At 47.2% G+C, this 26,865-nt stretch carries 20 protein-coding genes, 1 rRNA gene and 1 riboswitch; of the genes, 8 read left to right on the top strand and 13 right to left on the bottom strand.

What is annotated here, in order from left to right; translation table 11 throughout:
* Window positions 1-55: 55 nt before the first annotated feature.
* From AC6I7V_RS00105 to AC6I7V_RS00090, 4 genes are all read right to left on the bottom strand, one after another.
* Window positions 56-1,609 (bottom strand): 16S ribosomal RNA (locus tag AC6I7V_RS00105).
* A gap of 479 nt (window positions 1,610-2,088) precedes the next feature.
* Complete coding sequence (gene hemG / locus AC6I7V_RS00100) at window positions 2,089-2,616, bottom strand: menaquinone-dependent protoporphyrinogen IX dehydrogenase (RefSeq protein ID WP_255229539.1); 528 nt, start codon at window positions 2,614-2,616, stop codon at window positions 2,089-2,091.
* 9 nt (window positions 2,617-2,625) lie between these two features.
* Window positions 2,626-4,083, bottom strand: a complete 1,458-nt coding sequence (locus AC6I7V_RS00095) for a TrkH family potassium uptake protein (RefSeq protein WP_032548605.1) — start codon at window positions 4,081-4,083, stop codon at window positions 2,626-2,628.
* Window positions 4,084-4,117: 34 nt separating this feature from the next.
* Complete coding sequence (locus tag AC6I7V_RS00090) at window positions 4,118-4,741, bottom strand: YigZ family protein (protein WP_498011078.1); 624 nt, start codon at window positions 4,739-4,741, stop codon at window positions 4,118-4,120.
* A 227-nt stretch (window positions 4,742-4,968) separates the two neighbouring features.
* Between AC6I7V_RS00090 and fadB the strand changes: the two genes are divergently transcribed.
* The 3 genes from fadB to acuI all read left to right on the top strand — a co-directional run bounded on the left by fadB (window position 4,969) and on the right by acuI (window position 9,542).
* Complete coding sequence (gene fadB, locus AC6I7V_RS00085; RefSeq protein WP_498011077.1) at window positions 4,969-7,140, top strand: fatty acid oxidation complex subunit alpha FadB; 2,172 nt, start codon at window positions 4,969-4,971, stop codon at window positions 7,138-7,140.
* 26 nt (window positions 7,141-7,166) lie between these two features.
* Complete coding sequence (gene fadA / locus AC6I7V_RS00080) at window positions 7,167-8,330, top strand: acetyl-CoA C-acyltransferase FadA (protein WP_255229542.1); 1,164 nt, start codon at window positions 7,167-7,169, stop codon at window positions 8,328-8,330.
* A 231-nt stretch (window positions 8,331-8,561) separates the two neighbouring features.
* Window positions 8,562-9,542 (top strand): acrylyl-CoA reductase (NADPH), encoded by a 981-nt coding sequence (gene acuI / locus AC6I7V_RS00075; protein ID WP_498011076.1) that lies wholly within the window; start codon window positions 8,562-8,564, stop codon window positions 9,540-9,542.
* Between the two features lie 74 nt (window positions 9,543-9,616).
* On the opposite strand, the gene AC6I7V_RS00070 is transcribed toward acuI, so the two are convergent.
* Both AC6I7V_RS00070 and AC6I7V_RS00065 read right to left on the bottom strand, forming a co-directional pair.
* The gene (locus tag AC6I7V_RS00070; RefSeq protein ID WP_498011075.1) at window positions 9,617-10,558 is read right to left on the bottom strand and encodes a LysR family transcriptional regulator; all 942 of its coding nucleotides are present in this window, start codon (window positions 10,556-10,558) and stop codon (window positions 9,617-9,619) included.
* Between the two features lie 172 nt (window positions 10,559-10,730).
* Window positions 10,731-10,916, bottom strand: coding sequence for a hypothetical protein (locus AC6I7V_RS00065; protein ID WP_032548611.1), 186 nt, complete (start codon window positions 10,914-10,916; stop codon window positions 10,731-10,733).
* Window positions 10,917-11,064: 148 nt separating this feature from the next.
* On the opposite strand from AC6I7V_RS00065, the gene tusA reads away from it, so the two are divergent.
* Window positions 11,065-11,316 carry a sulfurtransferase TusA gene (tusA, locus tag AC6I7V_RS00060; protein WP_032548612.1) on the top strand — a complete coding sequence of 84 codons (252 nt, stop codon included), beginning with the start codon at window positions 11,065-11,067 and terminating at the stop codon, window positions 11,314-11,316.
* A 56-nt stretch (window positions 11,317-11,372) separates the two neighbouring features.
* Here tusA and AC6I7V_RS00055 read toward each other — a convergent pair whose 3' ends face one another.
* Window positions 11,373-11,630 (bottom strand): hypothetical protein, encoded by a 258-nt coding sequence (locus tag AC6I7V_RS00055; RefSeq protein WP_084181750.1) that lies wholly within the window; start codon window positions 11,628-11,630, stop codon window positions 11,373-11,375.
* A 213-nt stretch (window positions 11,631-11,843) separates the two neighbouring features.
* Window positions 11,844-12,398 carry a TMEM165/GDT1 family protein gene (locus AC6I7V_RS00050; protein ID WP_032548613.1) on the bottom strand — a complete coding sequence of 185 codons (555 nt, stop codon included), beginning with the start codon at window positions 12,396-12,398 and terminating at the stop codon, window positions 11,844-11,846.
* 38 nt (window positions 12,399-12,436) lie between these two features.
* A riboswitch (yybP-ykoY riboswitch) is annotated at window positions 12,437-12,625 on the bottom strand.
* 209 nt (window positions 12,626-12,834) lie between these two features.
* On the opposite strand from AC6I7V_RS00050, the gene glyQ reads away from it, so the two are divergent.
* The 4 genes from glyQ (at window position 12,835) to AC6I7V_RS00030 (ending at window position 19,554) form a co-directional block, all read left to right on the top strand.
* Window positions 12,835-13,755, top strand: a complete 921-nt coding sequence (gene glyQ / locus AC6I7V_RS00045; RefSeq protein ID WP_255229546.1) for a glycine--tRNA ligase subunit alpha — start codon at window positions 12,835-12,837, stop codon at window positions 13,753-13,755.
* 2 nt (window positions 13,756-13,757) lie between these two features.
* Window positions 13,758-15,824: a glycine--tRNA ligase subunit beta gene (gene glyS / locus AC6I7V_RS00040; protein WP_498011074.1), complete on the top strand. Its 2,067-nt coding sequence runs from the start codon at window positions 13,758-13,760 to the stop codon at window positions 15,822-15,824.
* 200 nt (window positions 15,825-16,024) lie between these two features.
* Entirely contained in the window at window positions 16,025-18,112 is a 2,088-nt protein-coding gene (locus tag AC6I7V_RS00035; protein ID WP_498011073.1) for an alpha-amylase, read from the top strand.
* A gap of 191 nt (window positions 18,113-18,303) precedes the next feature.
* The gene (locus AC6I7V_RS00030) at window positions 18,304-19,554 is read left to right on the top strand and encodes a valine--pyruvate transaminase (RefSeq protein ID WP_498011072.1); all 1,251 of its coding nucleotides are present in this window, start codon (window positions 18,304-18,306) and stop codon (window positions 19,552-19,554) included.
* 105 nt (window positions 19,555-19,659) lie between these two features.
* Here AC6I7V_RS00030 and AC6I7V_RS00025 read toward each other — a convergent pair whose 3' ends face one another.
* From AC6I7V_RS00025 to dnaA, 5 genes are all read right to left on the bottom strand, one after another.
* Entirely contained in the window at window positions 19,660-20,094 is a 435-nt protein-coding gene (locus AC6I7V_RS00025) for an Hsp20 family protein (RefSeq protein ID WP_120119637.1), read from the bottom strand.
* A 543-nt stretch (window positions 20,095-20,637) separates the two neighbouring features.
* On the bottom strand, window positions 20,638-23,055 hold the full coding sequence (gene gyrB / locus AC6I7V_RS00020) for a DNA topoisomerase (ATP-hydrolyzing) subunit B (protein WP_261882316.1): 2,418 nt from the start codon (window positions 23,053-23,055) through the stop codon (window positions 20,638-20,640).
* Window positions 23,056-23,072: 17 nt separating this feature from the next.
* Complete coding sequence (recF, locus tag AC6I7V_RS00015; protein ID WP_032548620.1) at window positions 23,073-24,152, bottom strand: DNA replication/repair protein RecF; 1,080 nt, start codon at window positions 24,150-24,152, stop codon at window positions 23,073-23,075.
* A 37-nt stretch (window positions 24,153-24,189) separates the two neighbouring features.
* A complete protein-coding gene (gene dnaN, locus AC6I7V_RS00010) occupies window positions 24,190-25,290 on the bottom strand; it encodes a DNA polymerase III subunit beta (protein ID WP_255229552.1) in 1,101 nt (366 codons plus the stop codon).
* A gap of 83 nt (window positions 25,291-25,373) precedes the next feature.
* Entirely contained in the window at window positions 25,374-26,792 is a 1,419-nt protein-coding gene (gene dnaA / locus AC6I7V_RS00005) for a chromosomal replication initiator protein DnaA (RefSeq protein WP_032548623.1), read from the bottom strand.
* Between the last annotated feature and the right edge of the window lie 73 nt (window positions 26,793-26,865).

Below are 26,865 nucleotides of genomic sequence, written 5' to 3'. Positions count from 1 at the left end.
TTTACTTTCTAAACCGTATCAATCTGTGTGGACACTTATCGTGAACATCTTCGTATAAGGAGGTGATCCAGCCCCAGGTTCCCCTAGGGCTACCTTGTTACGACTTCACCCCAGTCATGAACCACAAAGTGGTGAGCGTCCTCCCGAAGGTTAAACTACCCACTTCTTTTGCAGCCCACTCCCATGGTGTGACGGGCGGTGTGTACAAGGCCCGGGAACGTATTCACCGTAGCATTCTGATCTACGATTACTAGCGATTCCGACTTCATGGAGTCGAGTTGCAGACTCCAATCCGGACTACGACGCACTTTTTGGGATTCGCTCACTCTCGCGAGTTGGCCGCCCTCTGTATGCGCCATTGTAGCACGTGTGTAGCCCTACTCGTAAGGGCCATGATGACTTGACGTCGTCCCCACCTTCCTCCGGTTTATCACCGGCAGTCTCCCTGGAGTTCCCACCCGAAGTGCTGGCAAACAAGGATAAGGGGTTGCGCTCGTTGCGGGACTTAACCCAACATTTCACAACACGAGCTGACGACAGCCATGCAGCACCTGTCTCAGAGTTCCCGAAGGCACACCTGCGTCTCCGCTGGCTTCTCTGGATGTCAAGAGTAGGTAAGGTTCTTCGCGTTGCATCGAATTAAACCACATGCTCCACCGCTTGTGCGGGCCCCCGTCAATTCATTTGAGTTTTAATCTTGCGACCGTACTCCCCAGGCGGTCTACTTAACGCGTTAGCTCCGAAAGCCACGGCTCAAGGCCACAACCTCCAAGTAGACATCGTTTACGGCGTGGACTACCAGGGTATCTAATCCTGTTTGCTCCCCACGCTTTCGCATCTGAGTGTCAGTATCTGTCCAGGGGGCCGCCTTCGCCACTGGTATTCCTTCAGATCTCTACGCATTTCACCGCTACACCTGAAATTCTACCCCCCCTCTACAGTACTCTAGTTTGCCAGTTTCAAATGCAGTTCCGAGGTTGAGCCCCGGGCTTTCACATCTGACTTAACAAACCACCTGCATGCGCTTTACGCCCAGTAATTCCGATTAACGCTCGCACCCTCCGTATTACCGCGGCTGCTGGCACGGAGTTAGCCGGTGCTTCTTCTGCAGCTAACGTCAAGAAATGCCGCTATTAACGACACCCCCTTCCTCACTGCTGAAAGTACTTTACAACCCGAAGGCCTTCTTCATACACGCGGCATGGCTGCATCAGGCTTGCGCCCATTGTGCAATATTCCCCACTGCTGCCTCCCGTAGGAGTCTGGACCGTGTCTCAGTTCCAGTGTGGCTGATCATCCTCTCAGACCAGCTAGGGATCGTCGCCTTGGTGAGCCATTACCTCACCAACTAGCTAATCCCACCTAGGCATATCTTGACGCGAGAGGCCCGAAGGTCCCCCTCTTTGGCCCGTAGGCATCATGCGGTATTAGCCATCGTTTCCAATGGTTATCCCCCACATCAAGGCAATTTCCTAGGCATTACTCACCCGTCCGCCGCTCGACGCCGTTATCGTTCCCCGAAGGTTCAGACAACTCGTTTCCGCTCGACTTGCATGTGTTAGGCCTGCCGCCAGCGTTCAATCTGAGCCATGATCAAACTCTTCAATTTAAGATTTTGTTGACTCAATGAATACTGATTCTATCTAACGATAGTGAATTGACTGTGCTAAGACCGAAGTCTTAATTGGTCACTCAGTTCATTGAAATCATTTTGATTCCGAAGAATCTGCTTGCCTTTGCTTTTAAAAGCGAAAACAAACTTAGTGATATTCATCAACGAGTGCCCACACAGATTGATAGGTTTAAATTGTTAAAGAGCTTTTCCTTTTTGAGCTTATCTCAAATAGGACGGCCATTTTAGCGATTTAAGTTTTAGTGTCAACCACTTTTTCAAAACTTTTTTCAAGCGCTTAGCTTGGCTAATTTGACTTGCTGGTTCGTTGTGGTTTCTTGCGAAGCCATCCCGTGTCAGCGAGGTGGCATTATAGAGATTGCGATCACATTGGCAAGCCCTTTTTTAAGTTTTTTTGCTTTTTTTAATTGTTCGATTAAAAAGAAAACAAAACGCCTCAAAAGTAAGCTTTTCTCTTATAGATTCTTGAGTTTTTCAGTGAATAAAGAGACTTTTTGCCAGTTGGTGTACTCAACTTCTTTGCTGGTATCCGTTTCACCACCAGTCATCGTCATAATAAAGCGAATCATGGTTCTGTCGAAGAAGTTATATCTAGGGTAATAGAGAGCACCTGCGAAAACACCGATTAAAGAAGGTTGCCACGGTGACTTCTTAAGGAATGTCTTTATATACGCACTGCCTTCTGGCGTATCTTTACCTTGGTCTTCTTTACGAGCGGTTAGGTTCACGCAAAAGAACGCCACTTTATTCGATTGAAGCTGAGTGAGATTGCGCTCAATAAACTGGTACAGCTTTTTATTAAGATGACCATAACGAATAGAGGCACCAATCAGTACTTTGTCATACTGGACGAAATCTACGTCGCCAACGGTGTGTAGATCGCGAATGTCACAATCAAACTCCGCCATTTCCTCTTTTATATAGTTAAGAATCTTCTTGGTCTGCCCTTCTCGGCTTGAGTAAAGAAATAGTGCTTTTGCCACAATGGTTCCTTAGCTACGCCAGAACGTAGGCGTTAATAGAATTAATAGAGTGAAGATCTCTAAGCGCCCAAACAGCATAGAGACAATCAATACCCACTTTGCTTTATCGTTGACATCACCAAAGTGGACTGCGACTTCTCCTAGGCCTGGGCCCAGATTGTTCAATGTTGCCGCCACAGCAGAGAACGCACTCAGTTCATCCATACCCGTTGCAATCAGAGCCAACATACAAACCACGAACACCAAAGCATAAGCAGAGAAGAATCCCCATACCGCATCAACAACACGTTGAGGAAGTGCAGTACCACCAACCTTAATGGTGTAAACCGCACGTGGGTGAACCAAACGCTTCATTTCACGAGCGCCTTGCAGAGTCAGCAATAGAATACGGATAACTTTCATACCGCCCCCAGTCGAACCTGCACACCCGCCTATAAAAGAAGAGAATAAAAGCAGTACTGGCAAGAACAGTGGCCATTCTGAAAAACCAGTTGTAGTAAAACCAGCCGTGGTTGAAATAGAGACAGTCTGGAATAGCGCTTGATCAAACGCATCATAATAAGAGTCGTAAGAGTGATGATTCAGTAGTAATAAGAAGCAAACCAGAAACAACACCGCTTGGATAAAGATAAAGGCACGAAACTCAGGATCTTTCCAATAGTACTTAGGGTGAACACCGCCCGATGCAAATGCTGCAAAGTGAAGAGAGTAGTTACACGCAGAGATAAGCAGGAACACAACCGTGATCATGTTAATCGCAGGGCTATTGAAATAACCCATACTGGCATCATGCGTCGAGAAGCCACCGATAGCTATAGTAGAGAAACTGTGGCTAATGGCATCAAAGAAGCTCATTCCCGCCAGCCAAAACGCCACTGCACAAGCAATAGTTAAACTTAAATAGATATACCAGAGTGCTTTTGCTGTTTCTGCAATCCTCGGGGTCATCTTACTGTCTTTAACAGGACCTGGGATTTCCGCTCTATATAGCTGCATACCACCGATACCCAGTACCGGTAAGATCGCTACCGCGAGTACGATGATACCCATACCACCAAACCACTGCAGGAACTGACGATAAAAAAGAATCGCTTTAGGTAGGTCATCCAGTCCAACAATAACAGTAGCACCGGTTGTGGTGAGAGCCGAGAAAGACTCGAAGAAGGCATCAGTAACCGAAACATTTGGGTTATCTGCTATTAAAAAAGGAAGTGCACCAGCACTGCCGATTACAGTCCAGAACAGAACAACAATAAGAAAGCCGTCTCTCGCCTTTAATTCATGCTTGTGGCGACGGTTTGGAAACCAGCAGGTAGCACCACAAAAAAGTAAAACAAAGAAGGTCGTAACAAAAGGAACACCAGCACCATCTCGATAGATCAATGCCACCAGCGCGGGTGCAAGCATTGAGACACTAAAGAGTGCTAATAATAATCCGACGATTCGAATAATTGAGCGAAATTGCATGAGCTAATGAACGAAGCGAAAGGCTTCACACTTCCTAGTTATCTTTTACTTGAGTGACCAGTGCCTTGGCACCGCTTTTATTGATCATGGTTTGAGTGAAGGCTTCGACCTGAAGCAGCTCAATCTCTATGACCATTGTGACCTGAACGCCATAATCCGCTTCAACCTCTACCGCCTGATATTGCGACATGATTGATTGGGCGAGCGGCATAAACCCATAGTCTAACTCTAGGCGCAGTTTTGTGGTTATTTTTTTCTCGATAGTTTGAAGCAGCTTAAGCGCTTGTTGCACACCACCGCCGTACGCCTTTACTAAACCACCTGTACCGAGCTTAATTCCACCCGAATAACGAGTCACCACAGCCGTCAACTCTCCCACTCCAGAACCAGACAGTTGAGCCAATATTGGTTTACCCGCCGTTCCTGAAGGTTCACCGTCATCACTGAAGCCCCACTTCATCGAGTCTTCTGGTCGCCCCGCAACAAACCCCCAGCAATTGTGTCTTGCTGAGCTATGCTCTTGTTTTATCTGATCAACAAACTGCTTAGCCGCCTCGATACTCGGTGTATGAGCAAGGTGGGTAATGAAGACACTTTTCTTAATTTCTTCTTCAAAAACAGCCGAAGCAGCCGGGATTAAATATGGTTGGTCATTCATATCATTTACTTTAGCGATCAGGGCGGCAAAGTGTATCACGGGTGAATAATAAGGGTTAGCGGATCTGTGCTAACGCACAATGTTAAACAATTGTTTAAAAAATGTATTGAAATTAGCCAGTGGTGGGTACAGACTAAAGAAACTGGTCTTACCAGGTATTCTATACTTAAAGAAAGATAACAAAATTCTCTCAAACAATCGTCGATTGTATGTCATGGAGATAGACAATGATTTACCAAGCTAACACCCTACAGGTAAAGGAATTACAAGATGGTATAGCCGAACTTAGCTTTTGTGCTCCTGCCTCTGTAAATAAGCTCGACCTTGCTACATTAGAATCACTCGACAAAGCACTCGATGCTTTAAATGACCACGCTGGACTGCGCGGCTTGATCTTAACTTCAAACAAAGATGCCTTCATTGTAGGTGCAGACATCACGGAGTTTTTGGGCCTGTTCGCGAAACCAGAAGCGGAACTAGAAGAGTGGCTGATTTTTGCGAACTCTATTTTTAGCAAGCTAGAAGACCTACCTGTTCCTACCCTTTCAATGATGCGCGGCCATGCACTTGGCGGCGGCTGTGAGTGCGTACTAGCCACTGACTTCCGTATTGGTGACAAGACCACCAGCATCGGCTTACCAGAAACCAAATTAGGCATCATGCCTGGCTTTGGTGGTTGTGTACGTCTGCCACGTGTTATTGGTGCTGACAGCGCAATGGAAATCATCACGCAGGGCAAAGCATGCCGAGCAGATGAAGCACTGAAAGTTGGGTTGTTAGATGCGATTGTTGAAACTGACCAACTACTTGAATCGGCTATTAATACAGTATCTCTAGCCGCGAGCGAGAAGCTAGACTGGGTTGCTCGCCGCAAACAGAAAACCTCTGCGTTATCACTCAGCAAGCTAGAAGCGATGATGAGCTTTACGATGGCGAAAGGCCTAGTAGCTCAGAAAGCAGGTCCTCACTACCCAGCACCGATCACATCAGTTATCGCGATTGAAGAAGCTGCTCGTTGCGATCGTGATGCTGCGCTGGATATCGAGCGTAAACACTTCATTAAACTGGCGAAGTCTGAAGAAGCAAAAGCGTTGGTTGGCCTATTCCTTAACGACCAATACATCAAAGGCATCGCGAAAAAAGCGGGCAAGTCAGCGAGTAAAGCCACAGAGCGTGCTGCTGTATTAGGTGCAGGCATCATGGGTGGTGGTATTGCTTACCAATCTGCGCTGAAAGGCGTGCCAGTGATGATGAAGGATATTGCTCAAGCATCGCTAGATCTGGGCATGAACGAAGCATCTAAGCTGCTTAATAAACGTCTATCTCGTGGCCGCATCGATGGCTTCAAGATGGCGGGCATTCTCTCTTCTATTACTCCTAGCCTTCACTACGCAGGTATCGAGCAATCAGATGTGATTGTTGAAGCGGTAGTAGAAAACCCGAAAATTAAAGCGGCCGTGTTGAGTGAAGTGGAACAGCAGGTTAACCCTGATACCGTGATTACCTCTAACACGTCGACGATTCCAATCAATCTACTGGCAAAATCGCTGCAACGCCCAGAAAACTTCTGTGGTATGCACTTCTTCAACCCAGTGCACCGCATGCCGCTAGTAGAGATCATCCGTGGTGAGCACACTTCAGATGAAACCATCAATCGCGTTGTCGCTTACGCGGCAAAAATGGGTAAATCACCAATTGTCGTTAACGACTGCCCAGGCTTCTTCGTTAACCGTGTTCTTTTCCCATACTTTGGCGGCTTTAGCATGTTGCTTCGCGACGGTGCTGACTTCACAAAGATCGACAAAGTCATGGAACGTAAGTTTGGTTGGCCTATGGGTCCTGCTTACCTACTGGATGTGGTTGGTCTTGATACTGCGCATCACGCACAAGATGTTATGGCACAAGGCTTCCCAGAGCGAATGGGTAAAGAAGGTCGCGATGCGATCGACGCGCTATTTGAAGCGAACAAGTTTGGTCAGAAAAATGGAAGCGGCTTCTACAGCTACAGCGTCGACAAGCGTGGTCGTCCGAAGAAAGCCTTCTCTGAAGACATCCTTCCTATCTTGGCAGACGTGTGCCAAGCACCACAGGAATTTGATGAAGAGACCATTATCCAGCGTGTAATGATTCCAATGATCAACGAAGTGGTACTGTGTCTTGAAGAAGGCATCATTGCTTCACCACAAGAAGCAGACATGGCTCTGGTTTACGGACTTGGCTTCCCTCCGTTCAGAGGCGGCGTTTTCCGTTACCTAGACAGTGTGGGCATCGCGAACTTTGTTGAGACAGCGAAAGGCTACCAAGACCTTGGCGCAATGTACAAAGTACCTCAACTGTTGCTTGATATGGCAGAGAAAGGCGAAAGCTTTTACGACGCTCAACAAGCTAGCTCTCTATAAACCACATTTGGAAAAGGAATTACAAAATGAAGAACGTAGTTGTTGTTGATTGCCTTCGCACCCCAATGGGCCGTTCCAAAGGTGGCGCTTTCCGTCATACACGTGCAGAAGACCTTTCTGCACACCTGATGAAAGGCATTCTTGAGCGTAACCCTCAAGTTAACCCGAGTGAGATTGAAGATATCTACTGGGGCTGTGTCCAACAGACACTTGAGCAGGGCTTTAACGTGGCACGTAATGCTGCGCTACTTGCTGGCCTACCGATTGAAATTGGTGCTGTAACTGTTAACCGATTATGTGGTTCATCTATGCAAGCTCTGCATGATGCAACACGCTCAATCATGGTTGGCGATGCCGATATCTGTCTGATTGGTGGTGTTGAGCATATGGGTCATGTTCCTATGACGCATGGAGTGGACTTCCACCCTGGCATGTCAAAGAACGTAGCAAAAGCCGCGGGTATGATGGGTCTGACGGCAGAAATGCTTGGTAAGCTGCACGGCATCAGTCGTGAAGACCAAGATGCTTTCGCTGCCCGCTCTCACGCTCGTGCACACGCTGCAACGATTGAAGGTCGTTTTAAAAACGAGATCTTACCAACTGAAGGTCACGCGGCAGACGGTTCACTGTTCACACTCGATCATGATGAAGTGATTCGCCCAGAGACCACAGTTGAAGGCCTATCTCAGCTTCGCCCAGTATTCGATCCAGCTAACGGTACCGTAACCGCTGGTACATCATCAGCGCTGTCAGATGGTGCATCTGCGATGCTGATCATGAGCGAAGAGAAAGCTAACGAGCTTGGTTTGACGATTCGTGCTCGTGTTAAGTCAATGGCAATTGCAGGCTGTGACCCATCAATCATGGGCTACGGACCGGTTCCAGCGACTAAGAAAGCACTGAAGCGTGCAGGCCTATCGATTGAAGATATGGGCGTCATTGAGCTTAACGAAGCCTTTGCAGCGCAATCTCTGCCATGTGCTAAAGACCTAGGTCTTCTGGATGTGGTCGACGAGAAAGTAAACCTCAATGGTGGTGCAATCGCACTTGGTCACCCACTGGGTTGTTCAGGTTCGCGTATCTCAACCACCTTGATTAACCTAATGGAAGCGAAGGACGTGAAGTACGGCCTAGCAACCATGTGTATTGGTTTGGGCCAAGGTATCGCAACGGTATTTGAGCGCCCTTAATCTAGAGTAACTCTAAGTTAAGAGACCAATTAATTGTCGTTAGTAGGGTAACGATAAAAATGCAGCCTTAGTCTCTAGGGCTGCATTTTTTTATCTGCCGACTTACCGATATCACAAAACTAGAACTATGCATATGATGCATAGATTCAATGTTGACGTTTCATTATTTTTTCTTCAATTATTCAACTACAGTTATCTCAGTTTCCTAATATTCCTCCAGTGGAGAGCACCATGTTTAAAGCACTTGTACTAAACCAAGAAGACAAAAAAACGATTGCTAGCGTTTCTCAAATTGACGAGTCACAACTTCCAGAAGGCAACGTTAAGATTGATGTGAACTACTCATCTTTAAACTACAAAGATGGTTTGGCAATTACAGGTAAAGGGCGCATTGTTCGTAACTTCCCTATGGTACCGGGTATCGACCTTTCAGGTGTGGTTTCTCAATCAGACGACCCTCGTTACAAAGCGGGCGACGAAGTGGTACTGACTGGCTGGGGTGTTGGTGAAGGTCACTGGGGTGGCATGGCTGAAAAAGCGAGCCTAAACGGTGACTGGCTGGTACCAATGCCAAAAGGTCTAGACGCTAAAAAAGTGATGGCGATTGGTACTGCAGGCTTCACAGCAATGTTATGTGTTCAAGCTATCGTTGATGCGGGTGTTAAACCAGAAGACGGCGAGATTCTAGTAACGGGTTCAAGCGGTGGTGTGGGCAGTGTGTCTATCACGCTCCTTAACCAGCTAGGCTACAAAGTAGCAGCAGTAACAGGCCGTGCATCTGAGAACGGTGCTCTACTTAAATCTCTAGGCGCATCGCGTATTGTTGAGCGTGCAGAACTAGAAGAGCCAGCAAAACCACTCGAGAAACAGCTGTGGGCTGGTGCTATCGATACGGTAGGCAGCAAAGTTCTAGCAAAAGTACTGGCACAGATCGATTACAACGGCGTTGTCGCGGCATGTGGCCTAGCGGGTGGCTTTGACCTACCAACAACGGTAATGCCATTCATCCTACGTAACGTGCGTCTACAGGGGGTTGACTCAGTAATGTGTCCACGTGAGAAACGCATCAAAGCATGGGAACAGTTAGCTGAACTACTTCCAGAGTCGTTCTACCAACAAGCAACTACAGAAGTGGCGTTGGATGATGCGATCCAAGCTGCAGAAGACATTACTAACGGTCAAATCACTGGTCGCGTTGTCATCAAGCTATAGTTTCAAAAACCTGAAGCGATAAAGCTAAGTAACAAAGACAAAGGGCTGATTTCACTCAGCCCTTTTTCATTGCGTTAACCAAGACCAACATCAGCAATCCGCTTTTGAATTAACTCACCACACTCCTCTTTCACCACTTGTCTCAACCATTGCTGAGAAGCTGACGAATCGCAACGTGAATGCCAAATCAGTGAATAGTCAAACGGCATAAACTCGAATGGTAGTGGCTTAACAACGAGATCGTAGCGCTCTGCCACTAAATACGCGAGGTCGGCAGGCACTGTGATCACAAGAGGCATTCTATCGACGATCGCTAAAGCCGCCTCTAAATGATAGGCCCGCAGCACCATCCTTCTTGGAGGTTGATTGGCTAATGCATTATCAAGCAAGGCTTTTACGCCATCACTGATAGCAATCATCGCATGAGGCAGTGATACATAATCATTGAGGCTTAACGCGCTATCAGCCAGAGGGTGATTTTTAGAAAGTAGGCACGATACCCCAACAGGCCCTAGTACTTGCTGATGCAGAGGTGCGACAGGGCCTGTTGGTCGGCAGATCGCCATATCAACCCGCTCGGTACTCAGCTGTTTAAATAGGTTTTCATGTTGAAGCGGTGCAAACTCTAGCGAGATGTTTGGTGCTTGCTCATAAATCTTAGGCAGCGCATACGGAAGGATGGTTTGCATCGCGTAATCAGTGGTCGCGATCAGAAAGCGTTCTGTGCAGTAGTATGGGTCAAAGTCACTCGGGCTTAACAGCTGACGAAATGACTCTAGCGGCTGATCAATGCGCTGGCTGATTTCGAGCGCTCTCTTGGTCGGCAGTAGACGCTGCCCCTGACGAGTAAAGAGGGGATCGTTAAGGAGTTCGCGAAGTCGCCCCAACACACGGCTGGTCGCAGACTGGCTGAGATTCAAACGCAAAGCAGCTTGGCTCACGCTACCCTCTTCGATCAACACCTTAAGAGCAACCAACAGATTTAAATCTCGACGATAGATGTCTTCTAGTTCCACACGCTTACCTAATGAGCTTGTTAACAATCAATTTTGATGATTCATGTTTATAGCATGCTTTAGATAAAAAAAATCCCGCAATTACGCGGGGAAGCCCAAGAAAATTTGGGGATAGTGTCGGAATGTGTCGTATCGGAAAAACGTTTTGTACTTAGGTTAAATATCTTACAATTTAATGTTCCTGCTCTTCTGGCAAGCCACGCCAGCGTCGCATTTCAACCCAAATACCAATAATTGTTGCTGCTATGCCAAAAATTGGCATTAACGAGGCTTCTGCTGGTGTGCGTAACACTAACGCGCAAAAAGAGATAAAGCAGAGAACCGAATATATGGTTAATCTATCAAGTGCTGTCAACATCGCCACTCCTTAGCTAGTTGTCATTTGTTTAAGTTGTTACCAACTTGTTAAATAATTTATAGTAAATAATTCTGTTTGCCAAGCACTTATTGCATATTTTTTCTGCAGACGTATTATTCCCCTCGTTATACAGAAAGAGACACCTATCATGACATTCAATCCTGAACTGGCCACACACACTTTAGAAGCACAAGGGCTACGCTGCCCAGAACCGGTAATGATGGTCAGGAAGACAATTCGAAACATGCAGGATGGCGATGTATTACTGGTAACGGCAGACGATCCATCAACCACACGCGACATCCCAAGTTTCTGTCGATTTATGGATCATCAACTTGTAGGACAGAACACGGATTCTGTGCCATACCAATACTTAATCAAGAAAGGCCTAGAAGCCTAGCAACGGTTTGATTCAGAAGTAAAAAAGCCGCTCAATTGAAAATGAGCGGCTTTTTGTTATTCGCTATCTCGACTGCGTTGCTGCAGATTGTCGAGTTGGTGTTGAATTGAGCGTAGTTCTTTACGCATAGGGATAATATGGGCGACTCGAATCCAAGCCTCAACAGCCAGTCCGGTCATGATCATCGCACCTGCCACCATCGGCAACCACATGTCAGTTAATACCATCCCCAATAGAGTTAATGCCAAGCCAAAAGTAAACAGGTAGCTTTGGCTTTGTGGAGTGATACCCATATAACGCGTCAACATAATCATGCCCTCGTGTTCTCAACTCACAACATTAAAATATCATGACAATTGTGACAGTGATATGTCAGTCGGCGGTACTCACACCACCTCTCTGTTAGAGTTTGAACTGCAACACAGAATGCAGAGCGCAGCGCAAAAATTGGCACGCTTATAATTATAGATTGATAGATATGGCGATAGATTCTCCAGAAAAACGAGAGATCTATCGCCGAAAAATCATCAATAGATTGCAGCGGCAATCGCTAAGCCAACAAACAACAGAGCAGTGATCTTGCGAATCAACGCCAGTGGCATCTTATCGGCTGACAATTTGCCGATCACCACTACTGGCACGTTGGCTAATAGCATACCAATCGTGGTACCCAAGATAACCCACAGCAGAGCATCAGCATACTGAGCTCCTAGGATAGAAGTGGCTATCTGGGTCTTATCACCAATTTCAGCAATGAAGAACGCAATAAAGCTTGCGACAAACGGACCACGGCTGGAGATCTCCTCATCGTCATCAAGTTTATCTGGGATCAGAATCCAACCCGCCATCGCCAAAAAGCTCACCACCACAACCCATTTGAGGACTTCTGGCGATAAGTAATCGGATACAACAACACCTAACCAAGCCGCTAGGGCATGATTGGCAATAGTGGCAAAGAAGATTGCAGCAATAATCGGTATCGGCTTGCGATAACGGCTGGCTAATAGAAGAGAGAGTAACTGTGTCTTATCACCGATCTCGGCCAAGGCAACAGTTGTAATAGAGATTGCTAAAACGCTCACGACATGCTCATTTGGGGCGGGATTATTATTTTAACCGTAGACAAACCTCGCGCCCCACCCCGGTTCACGATGTTTGTCTAAGGTCTTGCTAAACGAAGTCGACTTATGTGTTGTTGTGGTCGATTGTCGTCTCGAACGCCATGATGATTTTGCATCAATTATGTTGACGAACGAACCTATTATCCCAGTGCTGATAAATAGGTAAGCTACTCCCCAAAGACGGCGTGATTTTAGCGAGCCCCCTCCTCTAAAACAAGCTGAAAAGTGACTAAAAATTCCCGTTAAGTCGAAAAAAGAAGATTAAAGGGTAAAAAATCCATTAAAAGGGATTTAAGGCTATTAATTAAACAAGATTAACGCTACTCGCTGGGCAAATATCTGGGTATACTTGATTGTTATTTTTCAAATCATTTATAAGAATCGCGCGAACCTGACTATGCAAAAATTCGATATCAAAACCTTCCAGGGAATGATCCTCGCGCTGCAGGATTACTGGGCACAAAACGGTTGTACCATTGTTCAACCTCTAGATATGGAAGTAGGTGCTGGCACCTCTCACCCAATGACATGTCTACGTGCACTTGGCCCAGAGCCAATGTCTACGGCATACGTTCAACCTTCACGTCGTCCGACCGATGGTCGCTACGGTGAAAACCCGAACCGTCTGCAGCACTACTATCAGTTCCAAGTAGCTCTAAAACCATCTCCAGACAACATTCAGGAGTTGTACCTAGGCTCACTTGAAGTTCTTGGTATCGACCCGCTAGTACACGACATTCGTTTCGTAGAAGACAACTGGGAAAACCCAACGCTAGGCGCATGGGGTCTTGGTTGGGAAGTATGGCTAAACGGTATGGAAGTCACTCAGTTTACTTACTTCCAGCAAGTTGGTGGCCTTGAGTGTAAGCCGGTTACTGGTGAGATCACTTACGGTATCGAACGTCTAGCTATGTACATCCAAGAAGTTGACTCTGTTTATGACCTAGTGTGGAACATCGCACCAGACGGCAGCAAGGTAACTTACGGTGACATCTTCCACCAAAACGAAGTTGAGCAATCAACGTACAACTTCGAGCATGCTGACGTAGACTTCCTATTCACTTTCTTCGACCAGTGCGAGAAAGAGTGTAAAGAGCTACTTGAGCTTGAGAAGCCACTGCCGCTTCCAGCTTACGAGCGCATTCTAAAAGCTGGCCACGCATTCAACATCCTTGATGCGCGCAAAGCTATCTCTGTTACAGAGCGCCAACGTTACATCCTTCGCATCCGCAACCTGACTAAGTCTGTTGCAGAGGCGTACTACGCATCACGTGAAGCGCTAGGCTTCCCAATGTGCCGTAAGGAAGAGGAGAAGTAATTATGGCTAAAGAATTTCTAATTGAACTGGGTACTGAAGAGCTACCACCAACGCAACTTCGCACTCTGGCAGAAGCATTCGCAGCCAACTTCGAAGCTGAGCTGAAAGGCGCCAACCTAGCGCACGAAGGCGTGAAATGGTACGCAGCACCTCGTCGTCTTGCTCTTAAAGTCGCAGCACTGGCTGAAGGCCAAGAAGACAAAGTCGTTGAAAAACGTGGTCCTGCAGTTTCTGTCGCATTCGATGCTGACGGCAACGCAACTAAAGCCGCTCAAGGCTGGGCTCGTGGTAACGGCATCACGGTTGAACAAGCTGACCGTCTAGTAACAGACAAAGGCGAATGGCTTCTTTTCAAACAAGAAGTAAAAGGCCAAGCAACGTCTGAAATCGTTGTTGACCTAGCAGCAAAAGCACTAGGTAACCTACCAATCGCGAAGCCAATGCGTTGGGGCAACAAGACGACTCAGTTTATTCGTCCAGTTAAAACACTAACTATGCTAATGGGTTCTGACCTTATCGAAGGCGAGATCCTAGGCGTAGCATCTGACCGCACTATCCGTGGTCACCGCTTCATGGGTGAACAAGAGTTTACTATCGATTCTGCAGAGCAATACCCAGCGATCCTAGAAGAGCGCGGTAAAGTAATGGCAGATTACGAAGCGCGTAAAGCGATCATCCTTGCTGATTCGCAAAAAGCAGCAGCAGCGGTTGGTGGTACAGCTGATCTAGAAGATGACCTAGTAGAAGAAGTAACGTCTCTGGTTGAGTGGCCAGTAGTACTAACAGCGAAGTTTGAAGAAGAGTTCCTAAAAGTGCCTTCTGAAGCATTGGTTTACACCATGAAGGGTGACCAAAAATACTTCCCTGTTTATGACGATAACAAGAAGCTACTGCCTAACTTCATCTTCGTATCGAACATCGAGTCTAAAGAGCCTCGCCACGTTATCGAAGGTAACGAGAAGGTTGTACGTCCACGTCTAGCGGATGCAGAATTCTTCTTTAACACTGACCGTAAACGCCCTCTTATCGACCGCCTACCTGAGCTAGAGCAAGCTATCTTCCAGAAACAGCTTGGTACTATCAAAGACAAAACAGACCGCATCACAGAACTTGCTGGCTACATCGCTGAGCAGATCGATGCTGACATTGAGAAATCTAAGCGCGCAGGTCTACTAGCGAAATGTGACCTAATGACATCAATGGTATTCGAATTCACGGATACTCAAGGTGTTATGGGCATGCACTACGCGACTCACGATGGTGAAGACGAGCAAGTTGCATTAGCGCTTTACGAGCAGTACATGCCTCGTTTCGCAGGTGATGATCTACCAAGCACAGGTATATCTTCTGCAGTCGCAATGGCAGACAAGCTAGACACTATCGTAGGTATCTTCGGTATTGGCCAAGCTCCAAAAGGTTCTGACCCATTCGCTCTGCGTCGTGCATCACTAGGTGTACTACGTATCATCGTTGAAAATGGCTACAACCTAGACCTAACAGATCTGATCGCAAAAGCGAAAGAACTACTAGGCGACAAGCTAACTAACGAAAACGTAGAAGCTGACGTTATCGACTTCATGCTAGGTCGTTTCCGCGCATGGTACCAAGATGCAGGCTTCAGCGTCGACATCATCCAAGCGGTACTGGCGAATCGTCCAACTAAGCCAACTGACTTTGACCAACGAGTTAAAGCGGTTTCTCACTTCCGTGAACTAGAAGCAGCAGAAGCTCTAGCAGCAGCGAACAAACGTGTAGGTAACATCCTTGCGAAGTTCGATGGTGAGCTAGCGGCAGACATCGATCTAGCCCTTCTTCAAGAAGACGCTGAGAAAGCACTGGCTGAAAACGTTGCAGTAATGACGGAAGCACTAGAGCCAGCATTCGCGACAGGTAACTACCAAGAAGCCCTAAGCAAGCTAGCAGCTCTACGTGAGCCTGTTGATGCGTTCTTCGATAACGTAATGGTTATGGCTGATGACGAAGCGCTTAAGAAGAACCGTCTAACGCTATTGAACAACCTACGTAACCTGTTCCTACAGATTGCTGACATCTCTCTACTGCAAAAATAAGTACGAGTGAGAAAGCTGTTCAAAGCGATGCTCTGAGCAACAAAAGGTAAATACCCAAAGGGAAGCGCGTGCTTCCCTTTTTGTTTTTGTGAACCCGGTATTTATTTGTAGAGGTAATAGCCACAACTCGATTGTATTAGTCCTCAGAATGTAGATCCCAACCTTTGATATAACGAGAGTCTTATTCGGGGAAGGATACAATGAAGAAGACCACTCTCGCGCTCTCAATTCTTGCACTCAGCGCATGCAGCCAAACCAGCGACAATCCACTACTGTTGACCATTGATGATCAGGCGCTGCCCTTTCAATCAACAGGACAAGGTACATTGATTGCCGAGCACGAGCTTAGCAAAGGCACACACACCTTTTCCATCAGCGACGCCGCGCAAACCTGTGGCACAAGCTACGCCTTGGCAGAAGAGAGCCGAGTGAAATTTAACAAGCCTCTGCGTGTAGACGACTGCGCGGAAGAGTCTCAGATAGATATCAAGGTATTCAGGGCCAATACTTACCAATTTACCCTCAACCCACAATCCAATGAGCTAACAGTTAAGGTAAAACCGAAACAGAAGAAGGTTCAGAGCTTCACATGTCCGGTGCCAAGCGACTCACCGACCACCGTCAATGTCACTAAGACCTTTGCAGATGGCACCTTGCTACGTGACGCACTCTCTGGCCAACAAGCGACAGTGACCAACGGCACGATCAGCATGAAACCAGCCTCTTCAAGCCAAGGGCTCCTTTTGCTTGAAGAGGTTGAGTCAGCAGAAAAATCGACGTTTAGTTGGGACAATGCCACGGTTTACTTCGTCATGACCGACCGCTTTTACAACGGCAACCCAGACAATGACAACAGCTATGGACGCAGCCAAGATGGCCAAGATGAAATTGGCACCTTCCACGGCGGAGACCTAGCAGGCTTAACTGAGAAGCTCGACTACATCGAATCGCTTGGGGCTAACGCTATCTGGATTACATCCCCTCTAGAGCAAATTCATGGCTGGGTTGGCGGTGGCGACCGTGGTGACTTTAAGCACTACGCTTACCATGGCTACTACCACCAAGATTGGACCAAGCTCGATAACAACATGGGTACCGAAGACGAGCTTAGAACCTTCATCGATACCGCTCACAGTAAAGGTATCCGCGTGATTTGGGATGTGGTGATGAACCACACCGGATACGCAACCCTCGCCGACATGCAGGAGTTTGATTTCGGTAAACTCAACCTCAGTGACCAAGAAGCACAGCAGACGCTGGGTAAAAATTGGACAGACTGGCAGCCAAAAGAGGGACAAAACTGGCACTATTTCAATAATTACATCTCCTACAGTGACCAACAAGCGTGGGAGAAATGGTGGGGTAAGGCATGGCTACGCAGCGATATTGGCGCCTATGATTCACCTGGCTACAACAACATCACTATGTCACTTGCGCACCTGCCAGATCTAAAAACCGAATCCACAGAGCTGACAGGACATCCTAATTTCTACGCTAATAAAGAGACCAGCGCTGAAGATGTACAGCGTACTCCTCGCCAACACCTAATCACTTGGCTTTCAGACTGGGTGAGAGAGTATGGCGTTGATGGTTTCCGCGTCGATACCGCCAAACACGTCGAACTTGATGCCTGGGCAGAGCTAAAAGAGAGCACCACTCAAGCACTCGCAGAATGGAAACAGAACAACCCAGACAAAGCATTGGATGATTTACCGTTTTGGATGACCGGTGAAGTCTGGGCGCACAGTGTCGTGAAATCAGATTATTTCGCTAACGGCTTTGATTCGATCATCAACTTTGAGTTCCAGAGTGATATCGCACCAAAGGCACTTAAGTGCTTGTCTGACCTCGATGCTGATTACCTTCGCTACGCAGAGAAGATCAACAGTGACGATAAATTCAATGTACTGAGCTACCTATCGTCTCACGACACCTCGCTATTCTGGACGCAGCACGGCACTGACTTTAGCAAACAGACCAAAGCGGCCAACGCTCTGATGCTATCTCCGGGTGCAGTTCAGATCTATTATGGAGATGAGATTGCGCGCGACTTCGGTCCAACGGGATCAGATCCTATGCAGGGCACACGTTCTGATATGCCTTGGGAACAAATCAATGGAGAGCGTGCAGAGCTACTGAAGCACTGGCAAGAGCTAGGTCAGTTCCGTCAGCGCCACCCATCGGTTGCACAGGGTAAACACATCATTCGTAACCAAGAGGGCTACTACGCCTTCGAGCGCCAATACAAAGACGATAAAGTGCTTGTGGTTTATACAGGGGCTAAATAAGCACCAAGCAGTATAATCATGACCATTGTTGATAAAGCCAGCATATTTCGCTGGCTTTTTTTCGTTTGATGCCACATTCGTGCTTTGCTCATCCGACACATTGCGGTATGTTCAAGAATTACCCTCGACCACCAGCAACATCTGGTGCACAAACTATTAAAACGAACATAATGAATTAGGTAACACAAGCGATGCAATTCTCTCAATTTGGTGAAAAGTTTAATCAGTACTCAGGTATTACGCAGTTAATGGATGATTTGAATGATGGTCTACGCACTCCAGGTGCCATCATGCTCGGTGGTGGTAACCCAGCAGCCATTCCTGCCATGCTCGACTACTTTCACCAAGCCAGTGAGGAACTCCTCGCCAGTGGAGCCCTTCTCAACGCCCTCGCCAACTATGATGGACCGCAGGGCAAAGATGTTTTTGTAAAAGCGTTAGCCGCTCTACTTAAAAAGACCTATGGCTGGAATATCAGCGAAAAGAACATCAGCCTAACCAATGGTAGCCAGAGTGGTTTCTTCTACCTGTTCAACCTGCTTGCAGGTAAGCAGCCAGATGGCTCACATAAGAAAATCCTACTGCCGCTCGCGCCTGAATACATCGGCTATGGAGATGCGGGCGTTGATGAAGACATTTTTGTCTCTTACCACCCAGAAATTGAGATGCTTGATAATCGCATGTTCAAGTACCACGTCGACTTTGAAGAGCTCAAAGTGGATGAGTCGGTAGCAGCTATCTGTGCTTCACGTCCAACCAACCCAACCGGTAACGTGCTAACAGATGAAGAGATCCAAAAGCTCGATAAGCTAGCACGCGAAAACAACATTCCACTGATCATCGATAATGCTTACGGCTTGCCGTTTCCAAACATCATCTTTGAGGATGTAGAACCGTTCTGGAACGAGAACACCATTCTATGTATGAGCCTGTCTAAGCTTGGTTTACCAGGTGTGCGTTGCGGTATCGTGATTGCGAGTGAAGAAGTCACACAAGCGATGACCAATATGAATGGCATCATCAGCTTGGCGCCGGGCAGCATTGGGCCTGCACTGGCGCATCATATGATTGAGAAAGGCGACCTGCTTGAGTTGAGTGAAAACACCATCAAGCCGTTCTACCGTCAGAAATCTCTGCGTGCTGTCGAGCTACTGCAACAAGCGATCACCGACGAGCGCTTCCGCATTCACAAACCAGAGGGCGCGATGTTCTTGTGGCTATGGTTTGATAAGTTGCCAATTACAACCATGGAGCTGTACAAACGTCTAAAAGCTCGCGGGGTATTGATTGTTCCAGGTGAGTATTTCTTCATTGGTCAAGAAGATGAATGGGACCATGCTCACCAATGTCTGCGTATGAACTACGTACAAGACGATGAGATGATGCAGAAAGGTATTGCAATCATTGCAGAGGAAGTGGAGAAAGCTTACAGCGAGCAGTAATCAGAGCTTTTAGCTTATCGTAGCCCAAATACAAAAAGAGCACCTCATTGGGTGCTCTTTCACTCTTATTTCCCGATAATTTTAGCTCTCAAAAGCTAATCGTAATTAGCCTTCTAGTAGGCTGTTACCATTAATAGCAATCTTACGTGGTTGCATCGCTTCTGGGATTTCGCGTTCTAGATCAATGTGTAATAGACCGTTTTCCATGCTCGCACCTACCACTTTTACGTAGTCTGCCAGTTGGAATTTACGCTCAAAATCACGCTCTGCGATACCTTGATACACATAGGTTTTTTCTGCTTCTGGTTTACGCTCACCTTTTACAATCAGCATGTTATCTTTTTGAGTTAGGTCTAGCTGCTCTTCAGCAAAGCCTGCAACTGCCATAGTAATACGGTAGTTGTTCTCGTCTTTTTGCTCGATATTGTATGGAGGGTAACCGCCAGAAGAGTTCTTCGATGTGTTCGCTTCCATCATGTTAAATAGACGATCGAAGCCAATTGCATTGCGGTATAGTGGAGTGAAATCTACAGTTCTCATAATGCTATCCTTTTAGTAAGCAATAGTCTTAGTCGTGAGTTTGCACGGATCGATAGTGTGTTTGATTGCTGCCGACTAAGGGATTTATCCGCTACTCCTCGGGTTCTGATAACGCTGGGACGTAGTAATAAATCAGTTCAATTGTGTGCCTTCAAGGTTATCCTCTCCTGAGCGATACCTATTCAGCGTTCCAGAAGATCTGTTTCTTCTCTCTTGAGCAAGACAGCCATCCTCTTCACAACTAGATATATGGATTGAGCAAAATAGTTTCAAGGGATCGGATTAAAAAATTTTCTACGCGCTTCTAGAGATCCCCAACTCGGTCGTTCCTCCCTCTTGAGGATGACGAACCAAATTATTGAAAAATAATTAAAATATCGGCAATAAAAAAGACCGCCATCTCTGGCAGTCTTTCAATTAAAAAATTTAGTTTTTTGAGACGAAGCTATTTCGTTTTAGTTCAAGGAAGAGGCGCGGAGCATACGAATGTATGTGAGCACCTCTGACACAGAAATTAAGCGAAAGAGCGAAGTATCAAAGATACTAAACGTCTAAGTTTGCAACTTTAAGTGCGTTTTCCTCGATGAAGTTACGACGCGGCTCAACTTGGTCACCCATTAGCGTAGTGAACAGCTGGTCTGCACCGACTGCATCTTCGATCGTTACTTGCATCATGCGACGCGTTTCTGGGTCCATAGTGGTTTCCCAAAGCTGATCAGGGTTCATCTCACCTAGACCTTTGTATCGCTGCAGGCTTAGGCCACGACGAGACTCTTTCACTAACCAGTTCAATGCATCAACAAAGTTGCTCACCTCTTGAGTACGCTCACCACGTTTGATGTATGCGCCCTCTTCGATTAGACCATCTAGAGCCTCAGATAGGCTTGCTAGCTTGTCGTACTCTTTCGAGTTGAACAGCTCAACGCTCAATGCGTGCTCATGAGTGACACCGTGTGTACGAACAACAACTTTAGGCAGGCTTAGACCTAGCTCTTCGTGTTTCTCAACTTCTAGTGAGTACTGGCTTGCACCGACTTCTTTCGCATTCAGTTGCTCAATAAGCTGCTTGCCCCACGCTTCAACCGCCGCTTCGTCATGACACTGCTCTGCCGTTAGGCGTGGCATGTAGATCATCTCGTGCATCAGTGCGTGTGGGTAACGACGGCTCATGCGCTCCACCAGCTTAATGCCAGAATTGTACTGTTGAACCAGCTTCTCTAGCGATTCACCTGCCAGTGCTGGCGCATCGGCATTTACGTGTAGCGCTGCGTTATCAAGAGCCAATGCCACTTGGTATTGGTTCATTGCGTCTTCGTCTTTGATGTACTGCTCTTGCTTACCTTTCTTCACTTTGTAAAGCGGTGGCTGAGCGATGTACACGTAGCCGCGCTCGATAAGCTCAGGCATTTGACGGTAGAAGAAGGTCAACAGTAGCGTACGAATGTGCGAACCATCGACGTCGGCATCGGTCATGATGATGATGTTGTGGTAACGCAGTTTATCTGGGTTGTACTCATCGCGACCGATACCACAGCCAAGTGCTGTGATCAGCGTTGCTACTTCTTGTGAAGATAGCATCTTATCGAAACGCGCTTTTTCAACGTTCAGGATCTTACCTTTCAGCGGTAGGATAGCCTGATTTTTACGGTTACGGCCTTGTTTTGCGGAGCCGCCTGCCGAGTCACCCTCCACTATGTATAGTTCAGAGAGTGCTGGATCTTTTTCCTGACAGTCAGCCAGTTTACCTGGTAGGCCTGCTAGGTCTAACGCGCCTTTACGACGAGTCATTTCACGAGCTTTACGCGCTGCATCACGTGCACGCGCTGCATCGATGATCTTAGTACAAACCGTTTTCGCTTCCGCTGGGTTCTCAATTAGGAACTCAGACAGCTTCTCACCCATCGCCTGCTCAACCGCAGATTTCACTTCAGAAGAGACCAGCTTGTCTTTGGTTTGGCTTGAGAACTTCGGATCTGGCACTTTCACCGAGATAACCGCAGTTAGACCTTCACGTGCATCATCACCTGAAGTTGCTGTTTTCGCTTTCTTAGAGAAGCCTTCTTTATCCATGAAGCTGTTCAGTGTACGCGTTAGCGCTGCACGGAAGCCCGCAAGGTGAGTACCACCATCGCGTTGAGGAATGTTGTTGGTGAAACAGTAAATGTTCTCTTGGTAGCCATCATTCCATTGCATCGCGACTTCGACAGTGATGCCATCATCACGCTCATTATCGAAGTGGAAGATTTTCTGGATGATTGGTGTTTTGTTGGTGTTTAGGTGCTCAACAAACGCTTGGATACCACCTTCAAACATGAAGTGGTCGCCTTTGTCTTCTTCACGCTCATCACGCAGCTTGATCGATACGCCTGAGTTTAGGAAAGAAAGCTCACGCAGACGCTTCGCTAGAATGTCGTAGTGGAATTCTGTGTTAGAGAAGGTCTCTTCACTTGGCCAGAAACGGATCTCTGTACCCGTTTTGTCCGTCTCACCAATCACAGCTAGTGGCGCTTGAGGCTCACCGTGGTGGTAGGTTTGAGTATGGATTTGACCACCGCGGTGGATAGTAAGAGTAACCTGCTTCGACAGTGCGTTTACTACAGAAACACCTACACCGTGCAGACCACCCGATACCTTGTATGAGTTGTCATCGAACTTACCACCCGCGTGAAGAACCGTCATGATTACTTCCGCTGCAGATACCTGCTCTTCTGGGTGCATTTCGGTAGGGATACCACGGCCGTCATCGCGAACAGAAACCGAGTTATCGTCATGAATAGTAACAATGATGTCATTACAGTGACCAGCAAGTGCTTCATCAATAGAGTTATCTACCACCTCGAAGACCATGTGGTGCAGACCGGTACCATCATCCGTGTCGCCAATGTACATTCCAGGACGCTTACGTACCGCATCCAGACCCTTCAGTACCTTAATACTCGATGAATCGTAATTATCTGACATAGTTACTCTCTGACTAATTATCCTTGCTCTATTTTGCCATGTTCCACATGAAACATCCTGCTATTTTCATCATGCATGTCGGCAATCTGATCAGCGGTAATAGAGCTTACAAAAACTTGTGCCTGGGTCGCCTTTAAACACTCCGCAAGGCGTGCTCGGCGTTGGCTATCTAATTCGGAAGCGAAGTCATCTATTAAGTAGACGCACTGCTTACCTGTCATCTGGGTGAGGTGCTGGCCTTGAGCCACGCGCAGTGCGCACACCATCAACTTCAGTTGACCTCGTGACAAGACATCTTCCACAGGAGTGCCGTTCACTTTTATCTTTAGATCCGCTTTGTTTGGTCCACTAAAGGTGTAACCAAGCTGCTGATCCCTTTCAAAATTCTTCTCTAGTATCTCGGCATAGGGCGTATCTTTGTCCCAGCCGCGATAGTAGTTAATCTTTATCTCAAACTCAGGCAAGAAGGTGGCGCAAATCTCTTCTGCGACCTGTTTAAGCTGCTCAACATAGGTTGCTCGCCACTGGCTGATGTTTTCCGCCAATCGCGCCAGCTCCTGATCCCAGTAGCTAAGCTCGCGATAATGGGTGGCTGTTTTGAGCAGCGCGTTACGTTGCTTATTAAGACGCTTCACTCGCCCCCATGCATCGTAAAAACCAGATTCGCTGTGAAACACGCCCCAGTCAATAAAGGCGCGGCGATGTTTCGGCCCATCCGTCAGTAAATCAAACCCTTCTGGGTGAATCAACTGCAAAGGCAAGACTTGTGCTAATTGCGCCAGCTTTTGTCCAGATTGACCGCCTATTTTAACCTCTGTTGTGCCATCGCGCTGCTTATTAATGCCAATAGGCAGCTCAAATTGATCCGAGGTCAAAAAACGGCCGTGAACAAACAGCTCACTGCACTCATTTTGGATGATGCGACCGGTTAAGGAGCTCTTAAAAGAGCGGCCATGTCCGAGCAGATAAATCGCTTCGAGGACACTGGTTTTACCGCTGCCGTTCGCCCCTATAAGAAAGTTAAAGCCTGATGACGGTTGAATGTCACAGGCTTCAATATTTCTAAACTGCTTAACGATCAGACGAGAGAGTGGCATAACGTCATCATATTAATCATTAACGACGGTACCATCTCTATAGACGGATTGGCATAACAACGTACATCGCGCTGTCATCTTGTGCGTTCTCAATCAGCGCACTGGCGTTGGCATCCGACATCGAAACACGAACCTGTTCACAGCGTAGCGTGTTCAATACATCCAGAACATAGCTTACGTTGAAGCCGATCTCTAGCGCGTCGCCTTCGTAGTTCACGTCTAGCATCTCTTCCGCTTCTTCCTGTTCTGGGTTGTTCGCCGTAATGCGCATTTCGCTATCCGCAAGGTTCACACGCACGCCACGGAATTTTTCATTCGATAGAATTGCAGCACGAGAGAAAGCAGAGCGCAGTTCATCACAGCTAGTTTCTAGCGTTTTGGTGGTATTTTGCGGCATTACGCGGCGATAATCAGGGAAACGGCCATCAACAAGCTTAGAAGTGAAGACATAGTTGTTCACCTCTGCACGTACGTTTGAGCTACCAATTTGCAGTGTTACCGGCTGCTCGGGTGCATCTAATAGCTTAACGAGCTCTTGAACACCTTTACGCGGCACAATGATCTGCTTCTGTGCGAAATCACCACCAAGCTGAGCTTGAGATACCGCCATACGGTGACCATCGGTTGCCACGCTGCGCAGTATTGAGCCTTCAATCTCAAACAACATACCGTTGAGGTAGTAACGAACGTCTTGGTTCGCCATTGAGAATTGTGTCTTCTCAATCAGACCACGCAGTTCTGCTTGTGTCACAGACACTTCAACTTCGCTGCTCCAGTCTTCAATATTTGGGAAATCAGCCGCCGGTAGCGTTGCTAAAGAGAAACGGCTGCGGCCAGAGCGAACCTGAACACGATCGCCGTCGAGAACCACTGTGATCACCGAGCTATCTGGTAAACCGCGACAGATATCTAGGAATTTACGAGAAGGTACCGTGATGCTGCCCGCTTCAAACTCACCTTCTAGTGTCACGCGACTCACCAATTCCACTTCTAGATCGGTGGCTGTCATTGATAATACGTTATCTTCAACCTTGATCAGTAAGTTACCTAGGATTGGTAGGGTTGGTCGACCACCCAGTGCGCCAGAGACTTGTTGTAACGGCTTAATCAGGTGACTGCGTTCAATGGTAAATTTCATAGCTTGCTCTTAAGGTATCAAGGGCGGCTCGTTATCCAACGAGCGGCCGATATTCTGTTATCTCTGGTTAAGAATACTGTGTATTAAGAAGAAAGGGTACGGATCAGGTTAGAATAGTCTTCTTTAATGTCGTGGCTCTCTTCACGAAGCTGGGCAATTTTACGGCACGCGTGCAGAACCGTGGTGTGGTCACGACCACCAAATGCATCACCAATCTCAGGTAAGCTGTGGTTGGTCAGCTCTTTTGCCAGTGCCATCGCCAATTGACGTGGGCGCGCAACCGAGCGAGAACGACGCTTAGACAGTAAGTCCGCGACTTTAATCTTGTAGTACTCCGCCACGGTCTTCTGAATGTTATCGATAGTAACCAGCTTCTCTTGCAGTGCCAGTAAATCACGCAGTGCTTCACGTACGAAATCGATGGTGATTGGACGACCAGTGAAGTTTGCGTTAGCAATGACACGGTTCAATGCACCTTCAAGCTCACGAACGTTTGAGCGCAGTCGCTTAGCGATAAAGAATGCCACTTCATCGGCTAGGTGAATCTGGTGGTCTTCGGCTTTCTTCATCAAGATCGCAACGCGAGTCTCTAGTTCAGGCGGCTCGATCGCAACCGTTAGACCCCAACCAAATCGAGATTTAAGACGATCTTCTACCCCGTTGATCTCTTTTGGATAACGGTCTGAAGTTAGAATGATCTGTTGATTGCCTTCCAGTAGCGCATTAAAGGTATGGAAAAACTCTTCCTGTGAACGCTCTTTATTAGCAAAGAATTGGATGTCATCGATAAGCAGTGCATCAACACTACGGTAGTAACGTTTGAACTCTTCAATTGCGTTATTCTGCAGGGCTTTAACCATATCCTGAACAAAACGCTCAGAGTGCATGTACACGACTTTAGCGTTCGGCTTACCATCAACAATCGCATTACCTACCGCGTGCAATAGGTGAGTTTTACCTAGGCCGGTACCGCCATATAGAAATAGTGGGTTGTACGCTGCACCTGGGTTATCCGCAACTTGGCGTGCTGCTGCTAAACCAAGTTGGTTCGACTTACCTTCAACGAAGTTGTTGAACTTGTGTTTAGGGTTCACGTTTGAACGGTGGTTAAGGTCGACCTCTGCTGCAGGCTCTTCATCGTCCCATGTCTTGTGAACAGGTTTACGAGCTTGCAGTTGTGCCGGAGCCGAAGATTCAGCTGCAACATCAGCGGCTGTGCGCGCTGGCTTAGGGGCTGCAGGCTTAGGCGCCGATACCGGTTTACTTCCCACTTCAAAATGAAGATGTGGGATATCGTTACCGCAATACTCTTGCAGTAGACGGTTAATGCTATTTAGGTACTTATCACGCACCCAATCCAACACGAAGCGGTTCGGTGCAAATAGAGTAAGAGTATTGTCATTGAGCTCCGCTTGTAACGGACGAACCCACATACTGAATTCTGTAGCTGGTAGCTCTTCTTGAAGCTGTTGCAAACATTGCAACCAAAGCGAAGATGACACGGTGCCCCCACTCTATTTAAGTTATTTGAAATGACGGGCAATTTTACCTGTTGATAAATCAGATCGCCAGCAA

This window comes from Vibrio sp. KUL70 (assembly GCF_059725515.1).
The sequence above is the reverse complement of the archived record's forward strand: the minus strand, read 5'-3'. Positions and strand labels throughout refer to the sequence as shown.